Here is a 24498-nt window from a genome sequence, read left to right as displayed (position 1 = left end):
TGGAACTTTTAATCCTTCCGCCGGCGAACCTTTAAAAGCCCCCGCCGGAGTTAAGCTCAGAGGTGAGGAAGATGACGAAGAGGATTAGGCAGCCGATCATAGCGGTTCTCGGACATGTGGACCACGGTAAATGCCTCCTTCCAGATGAGAGGATAGTGCTTCCAAGCGTGGGAATAATTACCATTAAGGAAGTCTTCCAACGGGGAAAGGACATTGTGGAAAAGGACCCGGAAAAAGAGGTAAGGCTCTTTGGAGAGATTGTAATCGGGGCCACTGGGGATGGGAAGCTCTCCCCCCTGAAAAGTCCCTACGTTTGGAGGGTAAGGCACAGGGGCAAAGTTTTGAGGGTTAAGCTCAAAAACTGGCACAGCGTTGGAGTGACCCCAGAACATCCTTTCCTGACGACACGGGGATGGGTTAGGGCAGATCAACTCAAACCTGGGGACTACGTTGCCGTTCCAAGGTTCATTTACGGAAACGAGGACAAAGGGGTATTCAGCTCATACGTTATTTCGAAGATCTCAACAGAGGAGCTCATCGCAAAACTCGATGATAATGGCCTAAAGAAAGCTGAAATGACGTTTGGGGGAGAAAAGGCTTACAAGGTGAAAAGGAACGTCTTCCGCACGGAAGACATTGAGAATATCGGCTGGGAACACGTTGAGAGGATAACCTTCACACCAAGAATCCACCGCTCCGGCAAGCCTCTCCATTACGTAAAGCTCCCCAAAACCGATGAGGAATGGAGAGCCCTCTTCTACTTTGCCGGAGTGATGTTCGGGGACGGAAGTCAGGATAAGATAGCGAACAACGATGTTGAGGTCTTCGAAAGGCTGAAGAGGATTGAAAATCTTGGGGTTGAGCTGAGACGCGTTAGAAGAAGGACCTCCTGGGAAATTGAGGTGAGGAAAGGTAAGAACGCTCTCCTGCGCCTCTTGAGGCATCTCTTTGAGTTCCCGAATGAAAAGAAGGCGCACAGGATGAGGGTTCCCAACGTCCTCTTCATGGCACCCAGGGAGTACGTGGCCGAGTTCCTCAGGGGATACTTTGACGCCGATGGTTACGTGAGCCTTAAAGACGCCAGAATCGAGGTGACGAGCGCGTCAGGGGAGTTTATCAGGGATCTCTCTCTAGTTCTTCTCCGTTACGGAATTGTTTCCAGGATCTACCACTCGGAATACACCACGCTCATCATCTCCGGAAAGAGAAACCTCCTTGCATTCGAGAGGCACGTTGGCTTCACGGTGAAAGAAAAGGGAGAAAGGCTCGAGCGGATCATAGAAAAGAGCAGGAAAAGCGAGTCCTATCCGATCTTTGAAGAACTCAAGAGGCTTAGATTGCTATTCGGCTTCACGAGGACTGAACTTAACTCCTACGTTCCGTTTTACGGCAAGTATGAGGGTGAGGAAGCGCCAAGCTATGAAACTCTGATGAGGATCCTCGATGCCATTGAGAGGGGCTCCCCAACGCTCCAGCGCAAGCTGGCAGTCCTTGAGGGGCGTTCGAAAGACCACAACTACCTGAAGGCCCTTGAGAGGGACGGCCTGATCAAAAATGGAAAGCTAACCGAACTTGGAAGGGAACTGCTCGAGGTGTGGCGCAACAGGGAGTTCGACTCAAGGGATATAGCCTACCTCCGCAACGTTGCAGAAAACTTTGTTTTCATTCCGGTTGAAGCCGTTGAGGAGGAAGAATACGACGGCTACGTCTATGACCTTACCACCGAAACCCACAACTTCGTGGCCAATGGCATTCTCGTCCACAACACTACTCTGCTCGACAGGATCAGGCGAACAAAGATCGCCGCAAAGGAAGCCGGCGGAATCACCCAGCACATAGGCGCCACTGAGGTTCCGATTGATGTTGTCAAGCAACTTGCCGGCCCGCTCATCAAGCTCTGGAAAGGTGAGATAAAGCTTCCGGGGCTGCTCTTCATAGATACTCCCGGTCACGAGGCCTTCACGAGTTTGCGCGCCCGCGGCGGCAGTTTGGCCGATCTGGCCGTTCTCATCGTGGACATCAACGAGGGCTTCCAGCCCCAGACGATAGAGAGCATCGAGATACTCCGGAGGAACAGGACGCCCTTCATTGTGGCAGCGAACAAGATAGACAGGATAAAGGGCTGGAAAGTTGAGGAGGACGAGCCCTTCCTCGTCAACATCAAGAAGCAGGATCAGAGGGCCCAGCAAGAGCTTGAAACCAAGCTCTGGGAGCTGATAGGCAAGTTCTACGAGACAGGCTTCCAGGCGAACCGCTTCGACCGCGTCCAGGACTTTACGAGAGAGCTGGCGATAGTGCCAATCTCGGCGAAGTACGGCATAGGCGTCCCCGAGCTGCTCGTCCTCATCGCGGGCCTCTCCCAGAAGTACCTTGAACAGAAGCTCAAGATAGAGGTCGAGGGCCCGGCACGCGGGACTATCCTTGAGGTGAGGGAGGAGCTGGGGCTTGGGACAACCATAGACGTCATCGTCTATGACGGAACGCTGAGAAAGGACGACACGATAGTCGTCGGCGGAAAGGACAGGGCGATAGTGACGAAAATCCGCGCCCTGCTCAAGCCCAAGCCCCTCGACGAGATACGCGACCCGAGGTTCCGCTTCGACCAGGTTGAGGAAGTGGTTGCGGCAGCTGGTATAAAGATAGCCGCGCCCGGCCTTGAGGAGGCCTTAGCTGGCTCGCCGGTCATAGCGGCTCGGTCAGAGGAGGAGATAGAAAGGGCAAAGCAGGAAATCCTGAACCAGATTCAGAGCGTCGTCATAAGCACCGGGAAGGTGGGCGTCATAGTCAAGGCCGACACCCTCGGGTCTCTGGAAGCCCTCAGCAAGGAGCTGGGCGAGAAGAACATACCGATAAGGAAGGCCGACGTTGGAAACATCAGCAAGACCGACGTGATGGAGGCTTTGAGCGTAAGGGAGGAGGAACCTAAGTACGGCGTCGTCCTCGGCTTCAACGTCAGGGTCAACGAAGATGCAGAAGAGGTCGCGAAGGCTAAAGGCGTTCCAATCTTCGTCGGCAACATCATCTACAAGCTCATCGAGGACTACGAGGCCTGGGTCAAGGAGGAGGAAGAGAAGAAGAAGCGCGAGCTCCTCAAGAACGTCACCTTCCCCGGAGTTATCAGGCTCTACCCGGATGAGCGCTACGTCTTCAGGAGGAGCCACCCGGCCATAGTCGGCATCGAAGTCGTCGAGGGCAGGATAAAGCCCGGAGTTACTCTGATAAAGCAGAACGGCCAGAAGGTTGGTGTCCTCAAGTCGATAAAGAACAAGAACGACTTCGTCCAGGAGGCGAAGAAGGGCGACGCGGTCGCCATTGCGATAGAGGGAGCCATCGTTGGCAGGCACATCCACCCGGGGGAGACGCTCTACGTTGACCTGAGCAAGAACGACGTTATAATCCTAGCCAAGCAGCTCAAGAACGAGCTCGACGAGACCGACATAAAGGCCCTCAAGATGACGGCGAAGGTGAAGGCCCAGAAGGATCCCTTCTGGAAGGCGGTTTGAGGCTTTCTGTTATTCCTCACTCTTTAATTGACATAAGTCCTATCTCGTTGAAAATCTCCTTCACGTCCTTTGTTTTTATAACCCGGGGATATGAGGAAGTAACTCTGCGTGAAACCACTCGGAAAATGAGCTCCTCAAGCGTTCTGGATCCATACTTCTCGGAAAGCCGCAGCACATGTATGGGAGCCTCGTTCATTACTTCGTCCCATGCCCTTACCGTTGCTTCCCACACTATTCCGAGGTGTTCTATGTGTTTCTGGCTCTTCCTAAGCTTTGTGTTTATGTCCTGAAGTTCTTCGATGGTTATCTGTTCAGGGTTAATCTTTGTGTAACTCTTGATGAGCCCTTTCAGGTTCTTAACCTCCTTAAGAATGGCTTCCCTGAAGAGTCTTGTTAAAAAGAAGTTGTCTTCATTGTTTCCCATCAGATAGTTCGCGGGCATGTATGCGAATATGTCAATGTTGCCGTTGAGTATCATTTGGCTCAGTTCAATCAGCCGTTTGAGTTCTTTAAGGAAGTACTCTTTGAGTGTTTCCTCTGAAATTTCGAGGATTCCCTCTTCATGATTCCAAATGGGTACGCTAGGTATTTTCAGAAGGAACTCATTCTCCGGTCGCCTTCCTTCGGGATAGTATATAACGTGAAGTTCAAGGCTTCCGCAGTGCATTTGGCTACAGATTCTTCTTCGTATCAAAGTTGGCATAGAGTCCCTCACATCCCAAGGAACGGCAACGTTTGTAAAATCTTCCAGCCTGAACATCGGGAGCCACTGATATATCCAGAGCCGCTTAAGTCCCAGGTTCGCTAACTCATCGGCGTACCAGTGGATAAAATTATGAAAATTGAGGCGTTCGGGATATATCTCCTCTCGATACTCGTCCACAAGCTTCAGGATTTTCCATTTGTTTTCTCTAAGGGCCTTTGTGAAGTTCTGCCATTCCTCCCTAGCCTCTTTAACTTCAACGGCATGTACGGCGACATCGACGTCCCTTGCTTCAGATGTTCTCAGGACGCTTCCCGAGATGTGGATTTCCCTGATTTCGAAAGGAAGGTATTCATCGTTGATATCCTCAACTACATCAATGAGTTCCTCGATTTTCTTCCAAGCTTTTGGGATTTTATTATGTCAAAAACCGTCGGCATGAGCACACCACTGACTATCCGTTCTAATTTATAAGGTTAAGCTCCCTATAAAAATATGACCCTACGCCTACCCCAGCTTCCCTAAAAGTTCCTCTGCCTCTTCAAATTTCCCCTGTTTTATAAACATGAGAACGGCGAAGTACAGCCCGAGGAGTTCTAGGTTTTCCTCCGGCCTTTCGAGCAGAGCTTCAATCCTCGTCTCAAGCTCTTTCTCCGCCTCGCCAACGGCCTCCCCGGAGTAGCGGACGTACCTTAAGCCTTTGAGGATCCCGAGAAGCTCGCGGGCTTCAGCCTGCAGGGTTGAGAAGTTTTTCGCTTTTCGGATTTTCTGTGCGGGCTTCTTCCCGCTGATTTCCGCCAAGAACTGACGGAACTCTTCCAGCTCCGGCTCGATGTCGATGCCCGCCTGCTTGAGGATCACCAAAGGATCTTTCACGTGGTAGTACCCAAATGCATCTTGGAGCAGTTTTGCATGTTCTTTGCTATTGTCGGGGAGAAGTTTGTCCACGATTTTAAACGCCTTTGGAAGACCTTGCCTCAGCTGCTCTCTTAGTTTCTCCTTCACTATCGGGAGGTGGTTAAATTCTGCCATTGTAATGATGTATTCTGTCAACTTGTCCTGCTCTTTCTTCGCATCCTCGTACGTCTTTCCCATGTGCCCATAAAACACGTTTATTGCATCGCTAACCGCCTTTCCTATTGCGCTGGTTTCCGCAGCGCTGTGGTGGGATAATATCAACGCGATAAACGGATGAAGGAGGACGAACTTGACTGCCCGCGGATCCTTAGCTTCCATTGCCCTTTCGTGCCACTTTGCCTCCCGGATTGAGGATATATATAATCCCCTTGGTCTATGGACCCTGTTATCTTCATGACGTGCTCCAGATCTTTTTCCGGGTGTGCGTGGCGTACCAGCCTCGGGAGCCCTGCATTAAAGACGTATATGTGGGCAAGTTCTTTTACTGTGTCCGCAGGTACTCCAAACTGTTCTTCTGCTTCCTTCAGAATTTCCTCGTAGCTCTTTTCCCTTTTCTTTTCTTTCTTCCCGCCGAATATGAACATCCCTGCCAAGGGCAAGAGAGCCAACGCCACCACCCACTAAACTTCACCCTTGGAGGAGATAAGCCTTTCGAAGTCTTCTAAATCCCAAACGTGCCAGCTCCCTTTCAGGTTTTCCTTTTCCTCAACCCTTTTGGCGACCAATCCGTAGGACTTCTCCCATCCTTCAAGTCCAACAAGCTCTGCTTTTCTTTCCAAATCCCCCAGAATCCTCCGCGCTTCCCTTTCACTCAGGCTTTTCCACTTCACCTCAACGAACAGCGCCTTTCTCTCCCTCTCGTTGAGAGCTAGGAGGTCAACCTCCTCACTCTTATGCCACCAGCGACCGATTTTCGTAAACTTAAACGGTAGTTTTCCTGTCCGGTTCAGCTCGATCAGGAATTCCTTTGAGACGTCCTCGAAGCGGAAGGAGAAGATCCTCTGGAGGGTCTCCCTGACCTCATCGAGGGCAATGATCCCAAGCTCTATCCCAGTCCTGTTGGTATAGACGAGCGAGAACCAGCTCATCAACATCGGGTCTGAGATCCTGTAGAGGCCCCGCTTTTCTTTCCTCGCGACGGATAGTTCTCTCTCCACGAAGCCGAGCCGGATCAGCGTTTCAAGGTAGGGGTATATCCTCCTGCCCTCCAGGCCAGCCCCACTCGCTATCTCCGAGGGCTTCCTCCTTCCTGAGGCCATGGTCGAGAGGATTGAGAAGTAAGTTCTCAGCTCCCTGAGCTCGGAGAGGACTATGTACGGCTCATCGTAGAAGTAGCCCTCGGGGGTAAGAAACTCTCCCCAAACAAACTCCTCAACGGTTCCATAGCGGGATGCGATGATCAGATAAGAAGGAACCCCTCCGAGGAGCATGTAGAACTTCAGGCCCTCATCGAAGTTTCTGAAAAACCTGAGGGAGGAAAAGAGCCCGAGGGGGCGGAGCCTGAAGCCGGCCGTCCTCCTGCCGTAGAGGGGGGAGGAGTGGCTTAAAACCTCGTCCTCCATCATCCCCATAAGCGAACCCGAGAGGACGAGCATCACGGGTTTATCGCCCAGCCCGTGATCCCAGGCCCTCTGGAGGGCACTCAAAATGCCCTTATCACTTTTGACAGCGTAGGTGAACTCGTCGAATACGAGGAGGGTTTTCTCGTCTATCCTCGTCGAGAGGTACTTGAAGAGGGGATACCAGTCGGAGAAGCTGAGGAAGACCTCATCGCCGAAGAAATCGGCCAGCTCCCAGGCGAGGCTTTTGACCTGGCTCTCCTTCGTTCCCTCCATGAAGGTGTGGAAGAAGGCTCTCTTTCCTTTGGAGAACTCCGCGAGGAGCCTGGTTTTCCCAACCCTCCTCCTTCCGTAGATGACGACGAAGGAAGGAACCTTCTCCCACTCCCTCTCCAGTATGGCCAGCTCCCTTTCCCTGTCGACAAATTGACTAATCATGATTAGTACTAATCACGATTAGTACTTAAGTCTTTCGGAGGTTCGCCTCAGGTGGTCATGAAAAAGAGAAACACCTACAGTTTGGTGAGAAGCTTTTCGAGCCTCCCCTCCTTTCCCTGAGATATGAGCTCGGCCGCGAGTGCATAGAGACAGGCTCTAATGAAAGCCTCTTCGTTGGGCTCTCCATCGATAGTCTCTCCGACCTTTTCTCTAAGCTCTTTAACGGCTCTGTTCCTTGCCTCGGGAGAATCGAGGAGCTTGAGGGCCTTCACGAGGGACAGGACTTCCAACTTTGCACCGGTGGGTACGGCATCCAAAGTCTCTCCAAGGATGCCTCGTTTCTGAAGTTGGGTGGGGTTGAGCTCCACTTCGTCGGGCTTAAGCATCTTCGGATCGATTCCCTTCTTCTTGAGGAATTCGTACCACAGATCACCATATACTTCTTCGGGTTTTACCACATTCGGGAATACTTTTTTCAGTTCTATGATGTGGTCTCCAATTTCTTCCAATACTTTTTTGCGGGGCACTTTTAGCGCGCCGTCGAAGATTCCTGTTAGCTGAATCGATGGCGGTTTGTCGTGTAGATTGTTGTAGTGGTGCAAGGCGATCCAGTAGGGATCCACTCTGTTGTCAAATATGTTGTGTGAGAGTTTATCTGAAATCTCAATTGCATGCTCAACGGCCTTTTTTATGGAATCTTTGTCTATAATCTTTCCGCGCATCTTGTACGCTTCGTATATTGCATCGGTCATTTCCTCGATAATTTTTTCCCTGTGCTTCTGTAGGAACTCCTTGAACTTTGGAACTTTCACACCCATGCCAAGCATCGAGTCAGATACGTACCCTAACGGTTTTATTTCGTCCGTGCCGTATACTTCCCCAGTTTCTTCGCCTATTTCCATAAGTATGTTGTGAAACCTTTGTTTCACGTGATTTGTGTGGGCGCCGCCCTCACCATCCCTTGCAATTCCTGTCAATATGCCTATAAGAAAGTCATATCCTACCTCTGTTGGTGTTTCTCTCTCGGAAATGAACCGATGATCCCCTGCTGGAGTCCAGTGTGTGTTGGGTGGAGATCCGGTAAGCCAGCAGCCATCTGTGCGATTTCTGCAAATACTGTTGTGTTGCGTCCTGTGGGCGGGGTGAGCACGTCCACGTGCTCCGTTACTTTTACCGTTCTGAACATCCTTTTTTCTTCCCGCTCCAATACGCCTGTTTTTTCCTTGTGAGCACCATACTCGCACCCCGCTAAATTTGAACCCCAGGGAAAATAAGCCTTTTCATCGCCTTTGACTTTTGAAAACCCGGCCTTTGGAGTGAGGATGCATTACTCCGAGCAGTTAAACTGTAAGACCATCGAATTAAACTCACTCCCGGATTGATACTCCGAGACAGTCGAAATCCTCCAAGTCCCAGACAAGCCGGCCTTCAGCTCTTAACTCTTCTTTTCCTTCCAAACTCTTAGCCACCAGTCCATAGCTTTTCTCCCAGCCTTTCAAACCAACAAGCTCCGCCTTCCTCTCTAACTCCCTTAGTATCCCCCTTGCCTCCCTCCCGCTCAATTCTTTCCACTTAACTTCCACGAACAAAGCATTCTTATCCAGCTCGTTGAGGGCTACTATGTCAATCTCCTCTCCCCTGTGCCACCATCTCCCGAGCTTGGTGAAGCGGAACCCCGTCAGCCTGAAGAAGACCTCGGGGGTTCCAGCGAGTCTCTCGAAGACCGAGCCCATGTAGGTGTTGAAGTCCCCCGCCGAGCGTCCCCAGACTTCTTCGGCAAGGCCAGCCTCAAGGTAGCTCTTGTTCGGGAGGATGTAGCGGAACCAGAAGGCGAAGTAGTTGTCCTTGATCGAGTAAAGCCCCCTCCTACTCATCGCTTTCAGTGTCGCCGTTACAGGGACTTCCCGCTCGACTATTCCAAGCCTCTGGAGAACCGCCAGGTACTTCGAAACGAGGCTCTTGTCAAGGCCGGTGGTGCTCACTATCTCCCCGAAGCGGTTCCTTCCGGCAGCTATCGCCTGCAGTATGGCGAAGTAGTTGGCCGGCTCGCGGAGCTCTTCCCTAAGCAGGAACTCCGCCTCCTCGTAGAGAAACGCCCCTTTTGAGAGGACCTTCTCAACCACGTTCTCATCGAAGCCCTTTTTTGGGTCGAACTGGAGCAGATACGCCGGGATTCCCCCAACAACGCCCCAGGTCTTTACGAGGTCCTCAGCGGTGTAGCCCGGCAGGAACTCCCGGAGGTGGAAGAACGGGATCTCCGTCAGCCGCCACTGTCCGGTTCTCCTTCCGTAGAGGGGGCTTTTGTAGGCCAGAACCTCGTTTTCCATAGCCGAAACGCTTGAGCCGCAGAGGATCAGCATTATCCTGGTTTTTGAGAGCTTTAAGTCCCAGGCCTTCTGGAGGAGGGACAGAACCGGGCGGTAGTGCTCGACTAGCAGGGGAAACTCGTCGATTATCAGGATCACCCTGTTATCGCCGATCCTGTCGGCAAACGCCATGAGGAGTTCGTCTATGCCATCAAAGGCCACCCTCCCAAAGAGCTCATCCCTCAGGAACTCCGCCAAAAGTCTCTGGAGCTCCCTAATGTTCTCGCGGTAGGGCTTTTCTGTTGTCAAGAAGTAGACGTGGGGCTTATCCCTGGCGAAGTGCAGGAGCAGCTCTGTTTTTCCTATCCTCCTCCTGCCGTAGAGCACGAGAAGCTCCGCCCTGTCACTGAGGTACGCCCTCTCAAGGAACCCCAGTTCGCGTTTCCTATCTACAAACTTCTGTCTACTCATGAGTATAATACTCGCGTTTCAACTATTTAAAAATTGCGGTGCCTTTTCCGGGGCCCCTAACCCCTCCTCACGAGTTTTACCACAGCCTCAACGTGCGGCGTGTGCGGGAACATGTCGATGAGAACTGCATAATCAACGCGGTACACTCTGCCCAAATGCCTCTCGTAGTCGAGCTTGAAAGCTTTGGGGTTGCAGGAGACGTAAACCACATTTTTAACTCCGCTCTCTACGAGAAGTTCGGCCGCTTCCTTCAGCCCCTTCCTCGGCGGGTCGACTACAACCGTGTCGTATTCTCCGATGGGAGTTTCCTCCACCCTTCCGACCTCAAACCTTGCGTTCACACCGTTGAGCTCGGCGTTCTTTCTCGCCATCTCCACGGCGAAGGGGTTTGCCTCTATCCCCTCGACCTCGAGGCCCCTCTTGGCCAGCCAGACGCCGAAGGTTCCCACGCCGGAATAGAGGTCGAGAACCCTCCCCTCTTCCGTGAAGCCCTCTACTGCCCTCAGGAGGAGCGGTAAGGCGTAGCTGTTCGTCTGAAAGAAGGAATTCGGGTGGATGAGGTAGGTAACGTCCTCGATCCTCTCGCGGATGTAGGGCTTTCCCCCAACCAGCCGGGCATCGCCGCGCGGGTCGTCCCTCTTATCCCCTTTAACGCTCCAGTAGAGCGAGTCTGCGAAGGAGAAGTAGTCCGTGAAGGCCTCAAGAACCCCCTCGAAAGGCTTAACGTGTGCGATGAGATTCACCATTATCTCGCCCGTGAACTTACCCTCCCTAATCTGGAGATAATGGATCTCGCCGGTTCTTCTCTTCAAATCCCATGGCCTCAGCCCGGTTTCCCCCAGAAACTCCCTGATGGCACGGAGATATTCCGGCGTTCTTTTCGAGAAGACCGGGCATTCCCGGAGGTCAACCACTCCGAGTGGGTTGCCGTACTCCTTCAGCCCGATTCCGCTCGCTGTGACTATGAAGTTGCTGATGTTCCTGAAGCCCCATACCCTGGGCGAGCCCTTTATATCCGCGCTTATTCCGGTGATACGCTCAAAAATCTCCGCCTTGAGCCTCAGTTGCTCCCTGTATTTCAGCCCCTGCCAGAGGCAGCCGCCGCAGGTTCCAAAATGGGGACATCTCGCCCCCTGCCTCAGCGGGGACTCCTCGATCAGCTCAAAATCGGTGGCTATTCTCCTCCCCAAGCGGCGTTTGGTTCCTTTGACCATGACCACGTCGCCGGGATAGGCGAACGGCACGTAGATTGACCTGCCGTCCTTTTCCAGTGTGCCCAGACCGTCGTCGCTTACTCCCTCAATCTTCCCCTGTATCATGGGGCACATTTGGGCCTTATGATTTAAGAACGTTCTTCCCCGAGGACGTCGGGAAGAAAAGAACGGGGAATCATCAGAATTTCCTGCGATAAAACTCGGCGAGCCTTCTGATGCCCTCCAGTATGTCTTCCTCGCTCGGCCTTGAGAAGTTCAGGCGTAGCGCGTTCCTCCCGCTCCCGTCGGTGTAGAACGGTTTTCCTGGCACCGTCACGACCCCGGTTTCCTCCATAAGCTCTGATGCAAAGGCCATCCCATCGGCCCCCTCTGGAAGGAAGAGCATCACGAACATTCCTGCTATCGGCCGCGTGAACTCCGCCTCCGGAAGGCCCTCTTCGAGGGCTTTGAGCATTGAGTCCCTTTTTCTCCTGTATCCGGGCAGTGCCTTTTTGAGGTGGTACTCCTCAAAGTAGCCGCGCCTGATGTACTCCAGGGCTATGTACTGGGAAATCGTCGGGGCGCAGAAGTCTATCGGGGACTTCTCCATGAGCACCTTCTTCCCTATGGCGCCCCCGGCTATGAGCCAGCCGACCCTGAAGCCCGTCCCCATAACCTTGCTGAACGTTCCCACCACGATGACCCTTTGTCCGTCATCGAGGGCCCTGATTGGCCGGGTCTCCCCCTCGTAGCGCATGAAGTTGTAGGCAGAGTCCTCGACTATGAGGAGGTCGTGCTCCTCGGCCACCTCCAGCAGGGCCTTCCTCCGCTCCATGCTCATGGTGATTCCCATTGGGTTCTGTCCCGTCGGGATGGTGTAGATGAACTTGACCTTCTCCCCCCTGCTTTCAAGCTCCCTCAGCTTCTCTTCGAGGAGATCTACCCTCATGCCTTCCCCGTCCATCGGGATTCCCACCACCCTGGCCCCAAGCTGCTCGAAGGCCAGGAGGCTGTTGATGTAGCTCGGGTTCTCGGTTATGACTATGTCGCCGGGGTCTATGAGAACCCTTCCCAGGAGGTCTATCGCCCCGGTTCCACCCACCGTGATGATTATCTCGGATGGATCTGCCTTGTAGCCCTCATATTTTTTGAGAAACCCTGAGAGCTCTTCCCTCAGTTCGGGAATGCCGTTTGCGGGGGTGTACATGACTGACTGCGGAACTTCCTCAAGGATTTCCCTGGCGAGCTCGCCGAGAACCTCCCTGGGTATGAGATTGGGGTCCGGGTCGCCCGCCGAAAGGCTTATGAGCCTTTTTCCCCGGGCCTTGAGCTCCGCGGCCTTTTTCATGACCTCAGCCAGTGCGGAACCCCTGATCCAGTTGGCCCTTCCGGCCAGAAACTTTATCTGCTCCATATTCCTCACCCCAACACGGACGGTAGCATTTAGATCTATGTCGAAATGATATATAAGAGTATTCGGGTGGTGGGGAATGAAGCCGAAGGTTTTCATCACGCGTGCTATTCCGGAGAAAGGCATCGAGATGCTGAGGGAGCACTTCGAGGTCGAGGTCTGGGAGGACGAGCACGAGATTCCTAGGGAAGTCCTCCTCGAGAAGGTTCGCGAAGTGGATGCCCTGGTTTCGATGCTCAGCGAGAAGATCAACAGCGAGCTGTTCGATGCAGCGCCGAGGCTCAGGATAGTGGCCAACTACGCCGTCGGCTACGACAACATAGACGTTGAAGAGGCAACGAGGAGGGGAATCTACGTCACCAACACCCCCGACGTCCTCACGAACGCCACCGCCGACTTCGCCTGGACGCTTCTCTTGGCTACCGCGAGGAGGCTCGTTGAGGCGGACAAATTCACCCGCTCCGGCGAGTGGAAGCGAAAGGGTGTCGCCTGGCACCCACTGATGTACCTCGGCCACGACGTTTATGGAAAGACCATCGGAATAGTCGGCTTCGGAAGGATAGGCCAGGCGGTGGCGAGGCGCGCTAAGGGTTTCGGTATGAGGATACTCTACAACTCACGCACGAGGAAGCCCGAGGCCGAGAAGGAGCTCAGTGCCGAGTTCAGGCAGCTCGAAGAACTGCTGAAGGAGAGCGACTTCGTGGTCTTAGCGGTTCCGCTCACGAAGGAGACCCACCACATGATAAACGAGGAGCGCCTTAAGCTCATGAAGCAGACCGCGATACTCGTCAACATAGCGCGCGGAAAGGTCGTTGACACCGAGGCGCTCGTCAAGGCGCTCAAGGAGGGCTGGATAGCCGGTGCAGGCCTGGACGTCTTCGAGGAGGAGCCTTACTACCACGAGGAGCTCTTCAGCCTGAAGAACGTCGTCCTCGCTCCGCACCTCGGCAGCGCCACCCACGGCGCCAGAGAAGGGATGGCGGGGCTCGTTGCGAGGAACTTGATAGCCTTCAAGAACGGCGAAGTCCCGCCGACCTTAGTGAACCGAGAAGTCGTGAATGTGAGGAAGCCCGGGTTCTGAATTTAAGCGTCACCGGGTTTTTATCTTATGATCTCCAGCTCTTCCACTACATCGAAGTCCGTGTCAAAAGTCGCTATTTTTCTTATCCCGTGAACCACACAGGTAGCCACTATCTGGGCATCCCGTGGCATAAGCCCGTACTTTAGGGCATACGTTTCAACGAGACCCATACTCGTGATGTCCTCGACCAGCTCTATGTTGTATTTGAACAGGATGGCCAGAACCGATTCGAAGGACTCCTTTAGGATAGCTTTTCCCTCATTAGTCTTCAGATAGCGCCGGGCATCATGCCTGTTTCTTATTCCCTCTCTCTCGGCGATTAGCCTTCTCATCACGACGTAAATGGCCTCTTCAAGGGTTGAGAATGACGTGACGGATTTGTTCTGGTACGTTTCGATGATCTCGACGCTTTTCTCCGTTAGGGGAGTCTCGAACAGGTAGTTGTAGAACAAGTTGGCGTCCAAGTATATCAACGCCCAACCTCCTCAGCGTATTCCTCGAGCTCTTCCACTGTAGCCCCTCCAAGCATCCCGGGCCTTACCCTCTTTTTCATCGCCCTGAGGAGCAGTTCGGCGTCCCGCTCAAGGAACTTCTTGAGGAGTGACTCGTTGAGCCCTGGAGGAATCTTTATGACAACTTCACCCACGCCACTCACCGTTTGTGGATTTGTTTCTCGGGGTTATAAATTCTTTCGCTTATCCCTTCACCATCTCCCTGAACCTCTTGGCATCGTTGCACATGTTCGAGTTGTTGAAGAAGACGAGGCTCTCCCCCGGTTCCAGCCGAGGACCCTTTCCCTGGCCGTTTCAAGCTCCTCGTCGCTGTAGGCGTGGCTGTAGATTATCCGCCCGTTCTCGTAGCGCCCGTGCAGGCGGTAGTAGTTGACCCTTCCCTGATGAAGGGGAATCCTGACCAGCGGGTCTGTAACGTCTATAACTTCAAACTCCCGGACGAATCTCTTAACGCCTTCCTCGCTCCAGCCCCTCAGCTCGACGGCTAACTCGAAGTTCGCCCTTTCTATCACCTCAAAGAACTTTTCCGCGTTGGAGAAGCTCTCCCCGCTCTCCCTGAAGCTCCTGGGCAGCTGGATGAGTATGAACCTCGCCCCCAGAATCTCAGCCTCCTTCAGCGTCAGCCTCCAGAAGTGGAGCACCTCGCTCGTTGGCCTCAGCAGGCCGACTTCCCTGCCCGGCTTTACGTTGCTCCTCCGCCATGTGGGACTGTTTGGTGGGTGGGTCGCGCCCTGGAATGCCTTGATGGAAAAAACGAACCCCTCCAGGGCCTCCTTCCTCCAGCGTTCGAGGGTCTTCTCTTGGAGAATCCGATAGAACGTTTGCTGAACCTCCACCGCGTCGAAGTCATGGTAATACTTCGCATGGCTCTCACAGAAGCCGCATGTTCCGACCTTTATCATGCTCCCACCGTTAGAGGTTGCGGCAAAAGCCTAAATACCTTTGCGGCTACTCTCACACATGCATCCCGAGAGAATCCTCCTCGTCACCGGCAGGCTCGCCGAGCCGCTCGTGAGAAAATACGGCAAGGGCTGCGACGTATTCGTCGCCCCGGTCAGTGTGGCGGCCTTTCTCACGCCCGAGATGATAGTCCACTATTTGAAAAAAGCCGGAATCCGGAGCGAGGACTACGACCTGATTCTGATCCCCGGCCTCGTTCGAGGTTCGGCTCAACGCATAGAAGACGAACTTGGAATTCCTACCTTCAAGGGGCCGAGGAATGCCATGGACATTCCTCAGACACTCAGGGCCCTCCGGAAGGGCTTTAAGCTCAGCAAGGAGGCTCCGGCCGACGACCTCTTCTCCGTCGATGCACTCAAAAGGGTGGAGGGCATAAGGAACAGGACAAAGAACAGGCGTTACATCGAGGAGGCCCTTAAAAAGCCCTGGAACGTTCTGATTGGAAACCTTCCAGTGGGAAGGGACTTCCCGGCGCGGATTTTGGGTGAGGTAGTGGATGCCCCCAAACTCGGCGTCGAAGGTGTTTTGGAAACGGCCATTTACTACCTCCGTGAAGGTGCTGACATAATCGACGTCGGCATGGTGGCCGGTGAAACCAACCTCGACTTCATCGAAGAGCTCCCGGGAATCCGTGAGAAGCTGAGAGAGGCCGGTTTCGACGCTCCCGTAAGCTTCGACTCGCTCAACGCAGGAGAGATTGAAAAAGCCCTCGATTATGCCGATCTCTTCCTCAGCGTCGACGCTGGCAACCTTGAGGCCCTCGTTACCGAGAAGCCCGTAGTTTTAATCCCGACGAACCAGGGGGAGGGCTACTTCCCGACTAAACCCGCTGAGAGGGTGGAGTTCCTCGAAAAGCTCAAGGAGAAGGCCCTCGACCTCGGCTATAAAACGGTAATTCCGGACTTAATTCTTGAGCACGTTCCCCACCTGGCGCGTTCGATATCTGCCTTCCAGCTCTACCGCGAGAGGAACCCGGAAGATGTGCTTCTCGCTGGAGTGGGAAACGTGGTGGAGCTCTACGATGCCGACAGCGTCGGGATTAATGCTCTCCTCGCTGGAATCGCGAAGGAACTCTCAATAAACCTCCTCCTCACGACGGAGGTCAGCGCGAAGGCGAGGGGCTCCATAAGGGAGCTCAGGCGGGCAGTCGACATGAACCTTTTTGATATTCCAAAAAACCTCGGCTTCGACCTGCTTCTCCTCAAGGAGAAGAGAAAAGCCGAGTGGCGGTTCGAGCCGGCCAGAGAGATAGTGGAAGCCCAAGAAAAGCCCGTTGAGCTTGAACCGGTCTACTTCCGCATCTGGGTGGAGAGGGGCAAAATCTGGGTGAACGCCCATCGCGGGACTGATGCCCTCCTCACGATAGTCGGCGACGAACCGAACGCGATAATCGACACGATTCTGGAGCACTTCACCATTTCCCCGAGGCACGCCTTCTACCTCGGCCGGGAGCTTGAGAGAGCTTACACGGCCTTAAAGCTGGGGAGGAGCTACGTTCAGGAGGTAGAGCTTTTCGGGGAGTTCTACCGCGGATGAACACTGGCCCAATGGCTTGGATGGATGCATCGTGCCCTTCATTTCGTCCTTTTGTGAGGACGAATTGAGTGCATATTGTCCTCATGTGAGGACAAGACTTATAAACTTTTGACTCGAAAACTGGATCATGGACGAGAGAGTACTCACATCCCTCATCGCCACGAGCAGAAGGGTGATGGCGTGGGCGAGGAAGTTCCCAAAAAAGCGCTTTCTCTTCCATGAACTCAAAGCCATTGACGAAGAGTACTACGCTGGCGTTAAGGGCATCCGCGGCGTCGGCAAAACCGTTCTCCTCCTGCAGATCGCCAACGAGACCGAGAAGAGCGTTTACTTCTCGGCTGATTCGACTCTGATAAAGCCGTTCTCCCTCTATGAAGTCGTGAAAGCCCTCGCTGAGATGGGATACCGGAACGTCTTCATAGATGAGATTCACAGGAAACCCGGCTGGGCCGAGGACTTGAAGAGCCTCTACGACGAGCACGAGGTCAGGGTGTTTTTCTCGGGTTCCTCCGCGATAGACCTGATTCACGCCGGAGCCGACCTGTCGAGGAGGGTCGTTCTCAGGGAGCTCCCCCCGGCTTCCTTCAGGGAGTGGCTCAACATAAAGAGGGGCTTTGACGTTCCCCGCTATACCTTAGAGGAAGTACTCTCAAAAGCGTTTGACCTGACAAATATGTACGCTGAGCTTCACCCACTCTGGGGGGAGTACATGCGCGCGGGGGGTGTGCTCTATCCGAAGAGCGGCTTTTACGATGCCCTAGATAACTCCATCAGGAAGGTAATCCTCGAAGACCTCTCCGCACTGCGTGATGTTAGTGTGAAGTACGAGAGCGACGCCTTCAAGCTCCTCTACCTCGTCGCCAGATCCGCCCCGTTCGAGGCGAACTATTCAAGGATAGCCAGGGCACTCGAAGTTTCCAAGAACATGGCCATACGGCTGGTGGAGGACCTCTCAAAGGCCGGCCTTGTAATCCCGGTTAACCCATGCGGAAGCTCCAGAAAGGAGCCCAAGCTCTACCTTACGGTGCCGCTGAGGGAGTTCTTCGCCAGGAAAGGCTTCGAGGTGAACAAGGGGGCACTGAGGGAGGAGTTCTTCGTAAATCATCTTCGCCACTCAGGAATCTGCTACCTCAAGGGTAAGAGGGGTGAAAAAACGGCCGACTTCCGGGTTGGCGAGTGGGTCATCGAAGTGGGTGGAGAGAGAAAGGGCCGCTACCAGAGGCCAGACTACATAGCCGTTGATGGTTTGACCACAGGAAAAGGAAGGATCCCGCTGTTTCTCTTCGGGCTGATTTATTGAAAAACCCGTGGCTTCCCCTATTTTCGTTTCCCGCTTGATCTTGATCGGAAAGCTCTGATTTCATCCACCATTGCGGTTTCTTCCATCGGTTCAACCCTCGACGGTCGTTAACCCGCGGTTATGATAAATGAAATACCAGAATCCCCACCGGCGAAAGGCTTTAACGTAGTGCATCTAACGTTCTCTGATGCCTATGCTGGAAGGAGTCTTCGTCCCCCACGTAACGCCCTTCGAGGGGAACGAAAACATCAACGAGCCGGTTCTCAGGGAGATTGTCAGCTATTTCATCGAGACCGGCCTAAACGGCCTCGTATCCCTCGGGAGCAACGGGGAGTTCCCCTATCTGAGCTTCGAGGAGAAGCTTAAGGTCGTGGAGATTGTCAGGGAAGAGGCACCATCAAAGGTTCCGGTAATTGCCGGAGCCACCGGGAACTCCACCAGGGAAACGCTGAGGCTCGGAAGAGCGCTCCTAGACCTCGGTGCCGATGCCCTCCTCGTAGGCCCGCCCTACTACTTCAAGCCCTCGCCGGAGGAGCTCTTCGCCCACTACTCAACTCTCGCTGAGAAGCTCGGTGGGAAAATCCTGCTCTACAACGTTCCAAAATTTGCCGGCCTGAACATACCGATAGACGTTATCGAGCGCCTCGCCAATGGGCACTCCAACATCGTCGGCATCAAGGATTCCGGCGCGAGCATGGGGAGGATAGCCGAGCTTATCAGAAGGCTCGGGGACAGGTTTACGATTTTAGCGGGAACCGCCGACGTCATGTACCCCTCGTGGGTTCTGGGTGCCCACGGGGCAGTGGTGGCCGTCGCCAACGTAGCTCCCGAACTGTGCGCCCAGCTCTGGCGGGCATTCAGGGAGGGGAACTCCAAAAAGGCAGGGGAGCTCCAGCTGAGGGTGAACCTCATAAACGAGGTTGTGGTGAAGAGGTACAGCCAGATAAGCGCCATAAAGGCTGCAATGGAGATGCGGGGGCTTAGAGTTGGGAGGCCGAGGCTACCTTCTCTGCCCCTGGGAAAGGATGCAGTCGAGGATATAAGGAAGGCCCTCGTGGAAGCGGGAGTGCTCTGATTTTACCCCATGTTTTCAAAGATCGGCGGATTGGGCTTCCTGAATCTGGCATCAAGCTCGGTCCTTCTTTCGCTTACCCTTTCCAGGAGCCCCTCAACTTTTTTGTTCTCCGGGTACTTCCTCCTCAGGCTCACCAGTGTTCCCTCAAGGAAGCCCAGAATGGAGACCTTTATGAAATCTTCGCCTTTCTTGGTCTCTAACCCCTCGTTGAGCCTCACGAATGAGTCAAGCCTCGCTATGAGCGCTTTTTCGTCGAGCTCTTCGAGAAGCTTCCTGACCTCTACAACCTCAGGAACCTCAACGGTCATTCCATCACCCCCTTTCCTCAGAGCCTCAACCCAAAAAACTCCACGGCGTTTTTTTCAGTTGCCCTCTCCACCTCTTCGAACTCCACGCCCTTAAGCTCCGCTATCCTTCTAACCGCGTACTCCACGTTCCATGGGTAGTTCTTCTCACCCCTGTAGGGACTCATGTAGGGGCTGTCGGTTTCCACCACGATGCTCTCAAGCGGAAGAACCTCTGCCGCCTCCCTGACTGCCGGGATGAAGTCTATCCCCGTGTTGATGCCGATTATGTGGTTGTTCTCGACTATCTCAAGCGCGAGCTCCTTCGGCCCGCTGTAGGAGTGGAAGTAAGCCCTCACTCCCGCCCGCTGAACCGCCTCAAAGACCTCCCGCTCGGCGTCGCGGGCATGGAGGACAACCGGGAGGTCGAGCTCGACCGCAAGGTTCAGGAAGTGGTGGAAGATCTCCTGCTGGTTTATCCTCTCCGCCTCTGTTTTGGCGTAGTAGAAGTCCAGCCCTATCTCGCCGAGGGCGGCTATCTCTCCCGCGTGCTCCCTTATGAAGGCCTCCACTCTTTTCACCTTCTCCCAGTTGCCCCTCCTAGCCTCGTTGGGCGCGTAGCCGAGTGTTGGAAAGATAAACCCGAAGTACGGCCTCAGGAGTTCCCAGCTTTTCCAGACGTGGAACTTCTTGTATTCGGTTATCGAATCGACTACCGCCTTCAGACGCTTCCTGCTCTCCTCAACGACTTCAGGAGCTTTTCCCTTGAACATCTCGATGTGGGCGTGGGCGTCTATCATGGTTGGCCCTTCATAAACGCATAGAAAAGCTTTTCCGTTGTTTGCCCGAATACTCACTGGAGGCCATCATATATGAAAAACAAGGAGAATGCCCCGGGCAGCATGCGTGATATTGTGGAGACCCTGAAAAACAAATCCCCCAAGGAGCTTCTGAGCTACGCAATATTCAACGAGCGGGAGGAGGCGGAGTACTACTCCAAGCTCGCGGCCAGAGCCGGTAGGGCGAGCGTTAAGGCACTGTTCCTGAAGATGAGCGAGGACAGCAAGAACCACCACGACTGGCTGTACAGGCTCTTTAAGAAGATGTATCCCGGTGAGGAACCGGTTAAGGTCGATGCTCCGCCCGTTGAGGTTGCCCCGTTTTATCCCGAATTCCAGAGCGTTGAGGATTACATATCCGCCCTTAAGTACTGCATGGAGAGCGAGCTGTTCGCGAAGAAAACCTACGAGCTCCTGGCAAAGGTTGCCAGCGATGAGGACAGCCGAAACTTTGCCCTCAACCTGGCCGCGATGGAGGAGGATCATTACCAGTCGCTCCGCAAGATGTACGAGCTCCTGCTCTCCCTCGAGGAGGAAGAGATACTCCCCGAAAAGCTCGAACCCGGAGGATACCTTTTCACGGATGAGCTCAAGGCAAAGTACTTCCTCATAGACCTGATCAATGGCGGCGTTAGGCTCTCCGTGGCCGTCAGGGAAAACCCCAAAAAATTCCTTGAGATGTTTGATGGGGCAGGTATCAGGATGGTCTGGATAACCAAAACGGAAGTGGAGGACTCAATTCGGCCGGAAGAGATACCCATACTTAAGAAAAGGTTCTGCAGGTTTCTGAAGGAAACATCCGAGAGGGACGAGACCGGGGCGGTGTTTCTCCAAAATCTTGGCTACTTGGCGCTTGAGCTGGGCTTCAAGAACATGATGGACGTGGTTCTCTATCTGAAGGACTGTGCCCTCCTCCACGATGGATATGTGCTGGTAACGGCGGTTAAGGATGCGTTCAGTCCGCGCGAGTGGGCGCTTCTGACGTCGGAACTCAGAAAGATATCCTGATCAAAGCTTCCGTGTTTCCCACACTACCGCCCCGTCTTTCCTCACAACTCTCAGGATGCGGTGGTACGGTATCTGGGCCTCTCCCACGAAGAAGTATCCGCGCCCGAGCTCGATCATCTCAACCGGGATTTTCTTGATATCGCCGTAGGCTCCTCGGTGCTCGATGACGATGTAGTAATCCCGCTCGTCTTCGCGCGGGTCGTACTTTATCTTGGCCAGCACCTCCTTGACGGAGCCCTTTCTCATCAGAGCCACCCCAGTATCTCCTCGATGTTGCCCCTCCAGTCCTCTATGACCCTTCCGTGCCCGGGGAGGCCGAAGTCCACCTCGAACTCAAGGAGCCTCTCAAGGCTTTCCTGGAGCTGCCAGCCGTTTCCGGTCGGCAGATCGGTCCTCCCAACCGTGCCCTTGAACACAGTGTCGCCCGTGAACATGATCCTGGTTTCGCCATCATCAAGGTAGAGGCACGAGCTTCCCGCGGTATGGCCGGGGGTGTGCACCAGCTGAACCTCCAGCGAGCCGATTCTGAGTCCTCCCCCATCCCTCAGATGGATGTCAACCCCCTGCGGCTCAAACTTCCTCCCGTAGGCGTATGCGAGGATAACGTAGTCGTCTCCCCTCTCAAGGACCCCCGCGGTGGTCTCGTGGGCCGCGAAGAGAACCTCGACCCCTTTCCTTTCAAGCCATCTCTTCACCGCCCCGTTGCCCCCGACGTGGTCGAAGTGCTCGTGGGTGTTGAAGATGACGGCCCTGTTAACCCCCTCAAGATAGCCCTCCCGCTCCCAGATTTCGGTGTAAACGTGCCAGTTTACTCCCGTGCCGGTATCAACTATGAGAACCTCCCCTCCGTCCCTCACGAGGTAAACGTTGGAGTCCCACCCTATCCCCCGGAGCATGAGGACGTGGGCTGGTATCTCCACAGGAACTACGTCCCTCGGGAACTCCTCGATGGAGCTGATCTTCACTCTTTCACCTCCAGAAGGGCTCCAGGGGGGACCGCCTCTTCATCTCGGGGGGAGCGAGTCCCCGTCAGGAGGGATGAATCTCTTCATCGCCCTATTAACCTTGGTTCTCGGGTTTAAAAGCTTCCGGTATCATCTCGATGTCAAAAACCCTGCCGAGAGACCTCATAATCGCATCGTAAAGCCACTGACTGTCCTTCAGGTGTTCATTCCCAAGTCTGAAATACTCGCTCCCGTCCTCCCCTTTGAGGATGCTGATGGCTCCAAGGAATATGTAGCCTGCCCATGCCAGCGGATATCCCGTTGCCTGCCCTATCTTTATCATCTCCTTGGAGGTCTTCTCCGCTTCCTCCAAGTGCCTAAGGCCGATGAGCGAAACGGTAAGATACGCCATTGAATCCACGGCCCTGCGGTAGTTTTTCACCCGAAGGAAATACTCCGCGGCCTTCCTGGCAAACTCAGATGCCTCTTCAAACTGTTTCAGGGTGTAATACGCCTTTGCGAGCTCGAAATACGCTATGTTTGCCCTGAAACTGATTCCATAAGCTTCAGAAACCTTCTTTGCCTTCTTATAGTAGTTCAGGGCTTCCCTGGGTCGTTCAAGCGTGATCAGGATGTCCCCGATGTGCAGGAGAATCAGAGCTTCTGTGTCGGGGCTGGCCTTTGCTTTCTTGGCAAACTCGAGCTCCCTGAAGGCGCTTTTTAAGGCCTCTTCTATGCGGCTGGTAAAGTAGAGGTACTTGGTCTCCTCCATACCGTGCCACAGCCAGACGAGTGGATCGTTGAGCTCTTCGGCGAGCTTTCTGCTCTCTTCGAGGTATTTCCCCGCTTTTTCAACCTCCTCCTTCTCAAGGTACAGGTCAGCCAGGAAGGTCAGGACGTTGGCCCTCTGAATTCCACTGAGCTCATCCTTGACCTCAAGCCACATCTCCTCGGCCTTCTCAAAAAGTCCCCTCTGGAACTCTATCTCCGCCTTTTCCGCCTCCACGTACGGATCTTCTCCTGCCTCACGGAGTATCCTCATGTACGTCTTGGGGAACTCGACAACGACCTCACGGAATTTCCTCAGCCTTACTTCGGTCAGCTCCTTAAAGCGGTCCTTGGCTCCGGCTTTTATCACGTACCTGAACGCCCTTAGAAAGGCCTCCGGTGAGTCTTTTTCCAGGAGATAGTCGGCGTAGGAAATGTAGTAATCTTTGGGAGGAGTGCCCAAAGTTTCCCGTGCAAAGCTCCTCACGAGGTCGTGGATTACATAGCCCTCACCGATCCTCTCAATGAGCCCCCGGTTAAGGAGCGAATGGAGTGCGGGAAAGAGGCCTTTCCCTGGATACAGCCGTTTAAGTGCCCCATATTCGAGGGGGTCATTGAAGAGCGACATAACACCCAGGAGGATTTTCTCCCCCTCTGAGAGGGAGCGGTAGACTTCATCAAAGAGGAACTCGAAGAAGTTCTCCCTCCCCCAGCTCTTTCCCTTGAGGGTGCTCTCAAAGAGCAGGTTGAGCGCCAGTGGGTGGCCCTTCGTTATCCTGTATGCCTCTGCGAACTCCTCCGGCGTTACGGAACCCTTTCGGAGGAGGGCGAGGTTATAGGCCTCTTCCGGCCTGAGTCCATCAAGTTTAAGGTAAAAAACGCCCTCAATCCCCAAAGGGGGCTTTACCCTGGAAGTTATCACCACCTTCCCTCCGCCCATCCTTCCCGCCAGGAACCTCAAAACCCTGAAAAAGCCCTCGTCGCTGCACTGGTGCAGGTCGTCAACCGCTATGGTTGCGTTTGTCTTTTCTATCCCCTCCCTCAGGAGCTCCAGGAGGGTCTTTTCATCCCTTCCCCCTGAGCGGAGGTACTCTATCAGTTCCCCGTAGCCGAGTGAGTGCAGGAACATCCCGGTTCTCCAGAAGAAGTGCTCCAACCCTTCAGCCCCGGTGACGTGGTACCAGAACGCCTCGGGAAACGCCTTCGCCACGAGCGTGGTCTTTCCGATGCCCGCTATGCCGTACACAACCAGTAAAGGCTCCCTCCTCTCTCGGAGCTGTGCTATCTCCCGCTCTCTGCCGACGAATATGCCGACACTCGGCCTTTCCTCCTCGATTGGTATGCTGTACTCTTCTTCCCTGCCCTCGATGCTGACCTCCCCCGGGTTGAAGCGGATTTTTAGTTCTTCAACCTTCAGGGAGTACACCCTGACGTTTTTGCCGCCGACGCGGCTCCATCTTCCCTCCACGAGCCCGGCCTTCTCAAGGGCCCTCAGCCTTCTGGAAACGTCGCTCTCGTCCCTCCCCAGGATTTTGGCGAGTTCCCGGGGGTTCATTGCCCTCGTGCTGAGCAGGGACAGTATCTGGAGGTTCACCTCGCTGGACAGTATGCGGAGGAGGTTCTTAAGCTCCATACAGCTCTCCGGAAAATAGGATGGCACTTCATGTATTTTAGCCTTGCTGTACGCTG

General features: G+C 54.1%; 22 protein-coding genes and 1 pseudogene. 7 read left to right on the top strand and 16 right to left on the bottom strand.

The window, feature by feature from the left end:
• The first annotated feature begins 71 nt into the window (after positions 1 to 71).
• On the top strand, positions 72 to 3503 hold the full coding sequence (gene infB / locus ACZ5M3_RS03055) for an intein-containing translation initiation factor aIF-2 (protein WP_464841064.1): 3432 nt from the start codon (positions 72 to 74) through the stop codon (positions 3501 to 3503).
• 16 nt (positions 3504 to 3519) lie between these two features.
• Here the strand turns inward: infB and ACZ5M3_RS03050 are convergent, their stop codons facing one another.
• Positions 3520 to 4263 (bottom strand): hypothetical protein, encoded by a 744-nt coding sequence (locus ACZ5M3_RS03050; RefSeq protein WP_464840226.1) that lies wholly within the window; start codon positions 4261 to 4263, stop codon positions 3520 to 3522.
• Positions 4264 to 4338: 75 nt separating this feature from the next.
• Here ACZ5M3_RS03050 and ACZ5M3_RS03045 point away from each other — a divergent pair, with 75 nt between their 5' ends.
• The gene (locus ACZ5M3_RS03045; RefSeq protein WP_464840225.1) at positions 4339 to 4680 is read left to right on the top strand and encodes a hypothetical protein; all 342 of its coding nucleotides are present in this window, start codon (positions 4339 to 4341) and stop codon (positions 4678 to 4680) included.
• A 33-nt stretch (positions 4681 to 4713) separates the two neighbouring features.
• Here the strand turns inward: ACZ5M3_RS03045 and ACZ5M3_RS03040 are convergent, their stop codons facing one another.
• The 7 genes from ACZ5M3_RS03040 to ACZ5M3_RS03010 form a co-directional block, all read right to left on the bottom strand.
• Positions 4714 to 5442 (bottom strand): hypothetical protein, encoded by a 729-nt coding sequence (locus ACZ5M3_RS03040; protein ID WP_464840224.1) that lies wholly within the window; start codon positions 5440 to 5442, stop codon positions 4714 to 4716.
• The gene (locus ACZ5M3_RS03035; RefSeq protein ID WP_464840223.1) at positions 5382 to 5741 is read right to left on the bottom strand and encodes a hypothetical protein; all 360 of its coding nucleotides are present in this window, start codon (positions 5739 to 5741) and stop codon (positions 5382 to 5384) included. Before ACZ5M3_RS03035 ends, ACZ5M3_RS03040 begins: the two co-directional genes overlap by 61 nt.
• Positions 5742 to 5744: 3 nt before the next feature.
• Positions 5745 to 7121: an ATP-binding protein gene (locus ACZ5M3_RS03030; RefSeq protein ID WP_464840222.1), complete on the bottom strand. Its 1377-nt coding sequence runs from the start codon at positions 7119 to 7121 to the stop codon at positions 5745 to 5747.
• 74 nt (positions 7122 to 7195) lie between these two features.
• Positions 7196 to 8365 (bottom strand): hypothetical protein, encoded by a 1170-nt coding sequence (locus tag ACZ5M3_RS03025; protein ID WP_464840221.1) that lies wholly within the window; start codon positions 8363 to 8365, stop codon positions 7196 to 7198.
• A 123-nt stretch (positions 8366 to 8488) separates the two neighbouring features.
• Entirely contained in the window at positions 8489 to 9898 is a 1410-nt protein-coding gene (locus ACZ5M3_RS03020) for an ATP-binding protein (protein ID WP_464840220.1), read from the bottom strand.
• 56 nt (positions 9899 to 9954) lie between these two features.
• Positions 9955 to 11217 (bottom strand): 23S rRNA (uracil(1939)-C(5))-methyltransferase RlmD, encoded by a 1263-nt coding sequence (gene rlmD / locus ACZ5M3_RS03015; RefSeq protein ID WP_464840219.1) that lies wholly within the window; start codon positions 11215 to 11217, stop codon positions 9955 to 9957.
• A gap of 73 nt (positions 11218 to 11290) precedes the next feature.
• The gene (locus ACZ5M3_RS03010) at positions 11291 to 12505 is read right to left on the bottom strand and encodes an aminotransferase-like domain-containing protein (RefSeq protein ID WP_464840218.1); all 1215 of its coding nucleotides are present in this window, start codon (positions 12503 to 12505) and stop codon (positions 11291 to 11293) included.
• Positions 12506 to 12581: 76 nt separating this feature from the next.
• Between ACZ5M3_RS03010 and gyaR the strand changes: the two genes are divergently transcribed.
• Positions 12582 to 13583 carry a glyoxylate reductase gene (gene gyaR / locus ACZ5M3_RS03005; protein ID WP_464840217.1) on the top strand — a complete coding sequence of 334 codons (1002 nt, stop codon included), beginning with the start codon at positions 12582 to 12584 and terminating at the stop codon, positions 13581 to 13583.
• 20 nt (positions 13584 to 13603) lie between these two features.
• Here gyaR and ACZ5M3_RS03000 read toward each other — a convergent pair whose 3' ends face one another.
• From ACZ5M3_RS03000 to ACZ5M3_RS02990, 3 genes and pseudogenes are all read right to left on the bottom strand, one after another.
• Entirely contained in the window at positions 13604 to 14056 is a 453-nt protein-coding gene (locus tag ACZ5M3_RS03000; RefSeq protein WP_464840216.1) for a PIN domain-containing protein, read from the bottom strand.
• Positions 14053 to 14238 carry a hypothetical protein gene (locus ACZ5M3_RS02995; protein ID WP_464840215.1) on the bottom strand — a complete coding sequence of 62 codons (186 nt, stop codon included), beginning with the start codon at positions 14236 to 14238 and terminating at the stop codon, positions 14053 to 14055. The genes ACZ5M3_RS03000 and ACZ5M3_RS02995 overlap by 4 nt, the downstream gene beginning before the upstream one ends.
• Before the next feature lie 40 nt (positions 14239 to 14278).
• Positions 14279 to 14997: pseudogene (locus ACZ5M3_RS02990) on the bottom strand (DUF72 domain-containing protein).
• 58 nt (positions 14998 to 15055) lie between these two features.
• Here ACZ5M3_RS02990 and ACZ5M3_RS02985 point away from each other — a divergent pair.
• The 3 genes from ACZ5M3_RS02985 (at position 15056) to dapA (ending at position 18966) form a co-directional block, all read left to right on the top strand.
• Positions 15056 to 16591 (top strand): dihydropteroate synthase-like protein, encoded by a 1536-nt coding sequence (locus tag ACZ5M3_RS02985; RefSeq protein ID WP_464840214.1) that lies wholly within the window; start codon positions 15056 to 15058, stop codon positions 16589 to 16591.
• 127 nt (positions 16592 to 16718) lie between these two features.
• Complete coding sequence (locus tag ACZ5M3_RS02980; RefSeq protein ID WP_464840213.1) at positions 16719 to 17891, top strand: ATP-binding protein; 1173 nt, start codon at positions 16719 to 16721, stop codon at positions 17889 to 17891.
• A 187-nt stretch (positions 17892 to 18078) separates the two neighbouring features.
• On the top strand, positions 18079 to 18966 hold the full coding sequence (dapA, locus tag ACZ5M3_RS02975; RefSeq protein WP_464840212.1) for a 4-hydroxy-tetrahydrodipicolinate synthase: 888 nt from the start codon (positions 18079 to 18081) through the stop codon (positions 18964 to 18966).
• Between the two features lie 2 nt (positions 18967 to 18968).
• Here the strand turns inward: dapA and ACZ5M3_RS02970 are convergent, their stop codons facing one another.
• Both ACZ5M3_RS02970 and ACZ5M3_RS02965 read right to left on the bottom strand, forming a co-directional pair.
• Positions 18969 to 19274: a DUF3216 domain-containing protein gene (locus tag ACZ5M3_RS02970; RefSeq protein WP_464840211.1), complete on the bottom strand. Its 306-nt coding sequence runs from the start codon at positions 19272 to 19274 to the stop codon at positions 18969 to 18971.
• A 17-nt stretch (positions 19275 to 19291) separates the two neighbouring features.
• Entirely contained in the window at positions 19292 to 20050 is a 759-nt protein-coding gene (locus ACZ5M3_RS02965) for a YchF/TatD family DNA exonuclease (protein ID WP_464840210.1), read from the bottom strand.
• 114 nt (positions 20051 to 20164) lie between these two features.
• Here ACZ5M3_RS02965 and ACZ5M3_RS02960 point away from each other — a divergent pair, with 114 nt between their 5' ends.
• The gene (locus tag ACZ5M3_RS02960) at positions 20165 to 21097 is read left to right on the top strand and encodes a DUF835 domain-containing protein (protein WP_464840209.1); all 933 of its coding nucleotides are present in this window, start codon (positions 20165 to 20167) and stop codon (positions 21095 to 21097) included.
• Here ACZ5M3_RS02960 and ACZ5M3_RS02955 read toward each other — a convergent pair whose 3' ends face one another.
• From ACZ5M3_RS02955 to ACZ5M3_RS02945, 3 genes are all read right to left on the bottom strand, one after another.
• Positions 21098 to 21343: a DUF504 domain-containing protein gene (locus ACZ5M3_RS02955; RefSeq protein WP_464840208.1), complete on the bottom strand. Its 246-nt coding sequence runs from the start codon at positions 21341 to 21343 to the stop codon at positions 21098 to 21100.
• Positions 21343 to 22062, bottom strand: coding sequence for an MBL fold metallo-hydrolase (locus ACZ5M3_RS02950; RefSeq protein WP_464840207.1), 720 nt, complete (start codon positions 22060 to 22062; stop codon positions 21343 to 21345). Before ACZ5M3_RS02950 ends, ACZ5M3_RS02955 begins: the two co-directional genes overlap by 1 nt.
• Before the next feature lie 94 nt (positions 22063 to 22156).
• Positions 22157 to 24442 carry a tetratricopeptide repeat protein gene (locus tag ACZ5M3_RS02945; RefSeq protein ID WP_464840206.1) on the bottom strand — a complete coding sequence of 762 codons (2286 nt, stop codon included), beginning with the start codon at positions 24440 to 24442 and terminating at the stop codon, positions 22157 to 22159.
• Positions 24443 to 24498: the final 56 nt, after the last annotated feature.

This window comes from Thermococcus coalescens (assembly GCF_055392585.1).
This window is presented reverse-complemented; position numbering and strand designations above follow the sequence as displayed.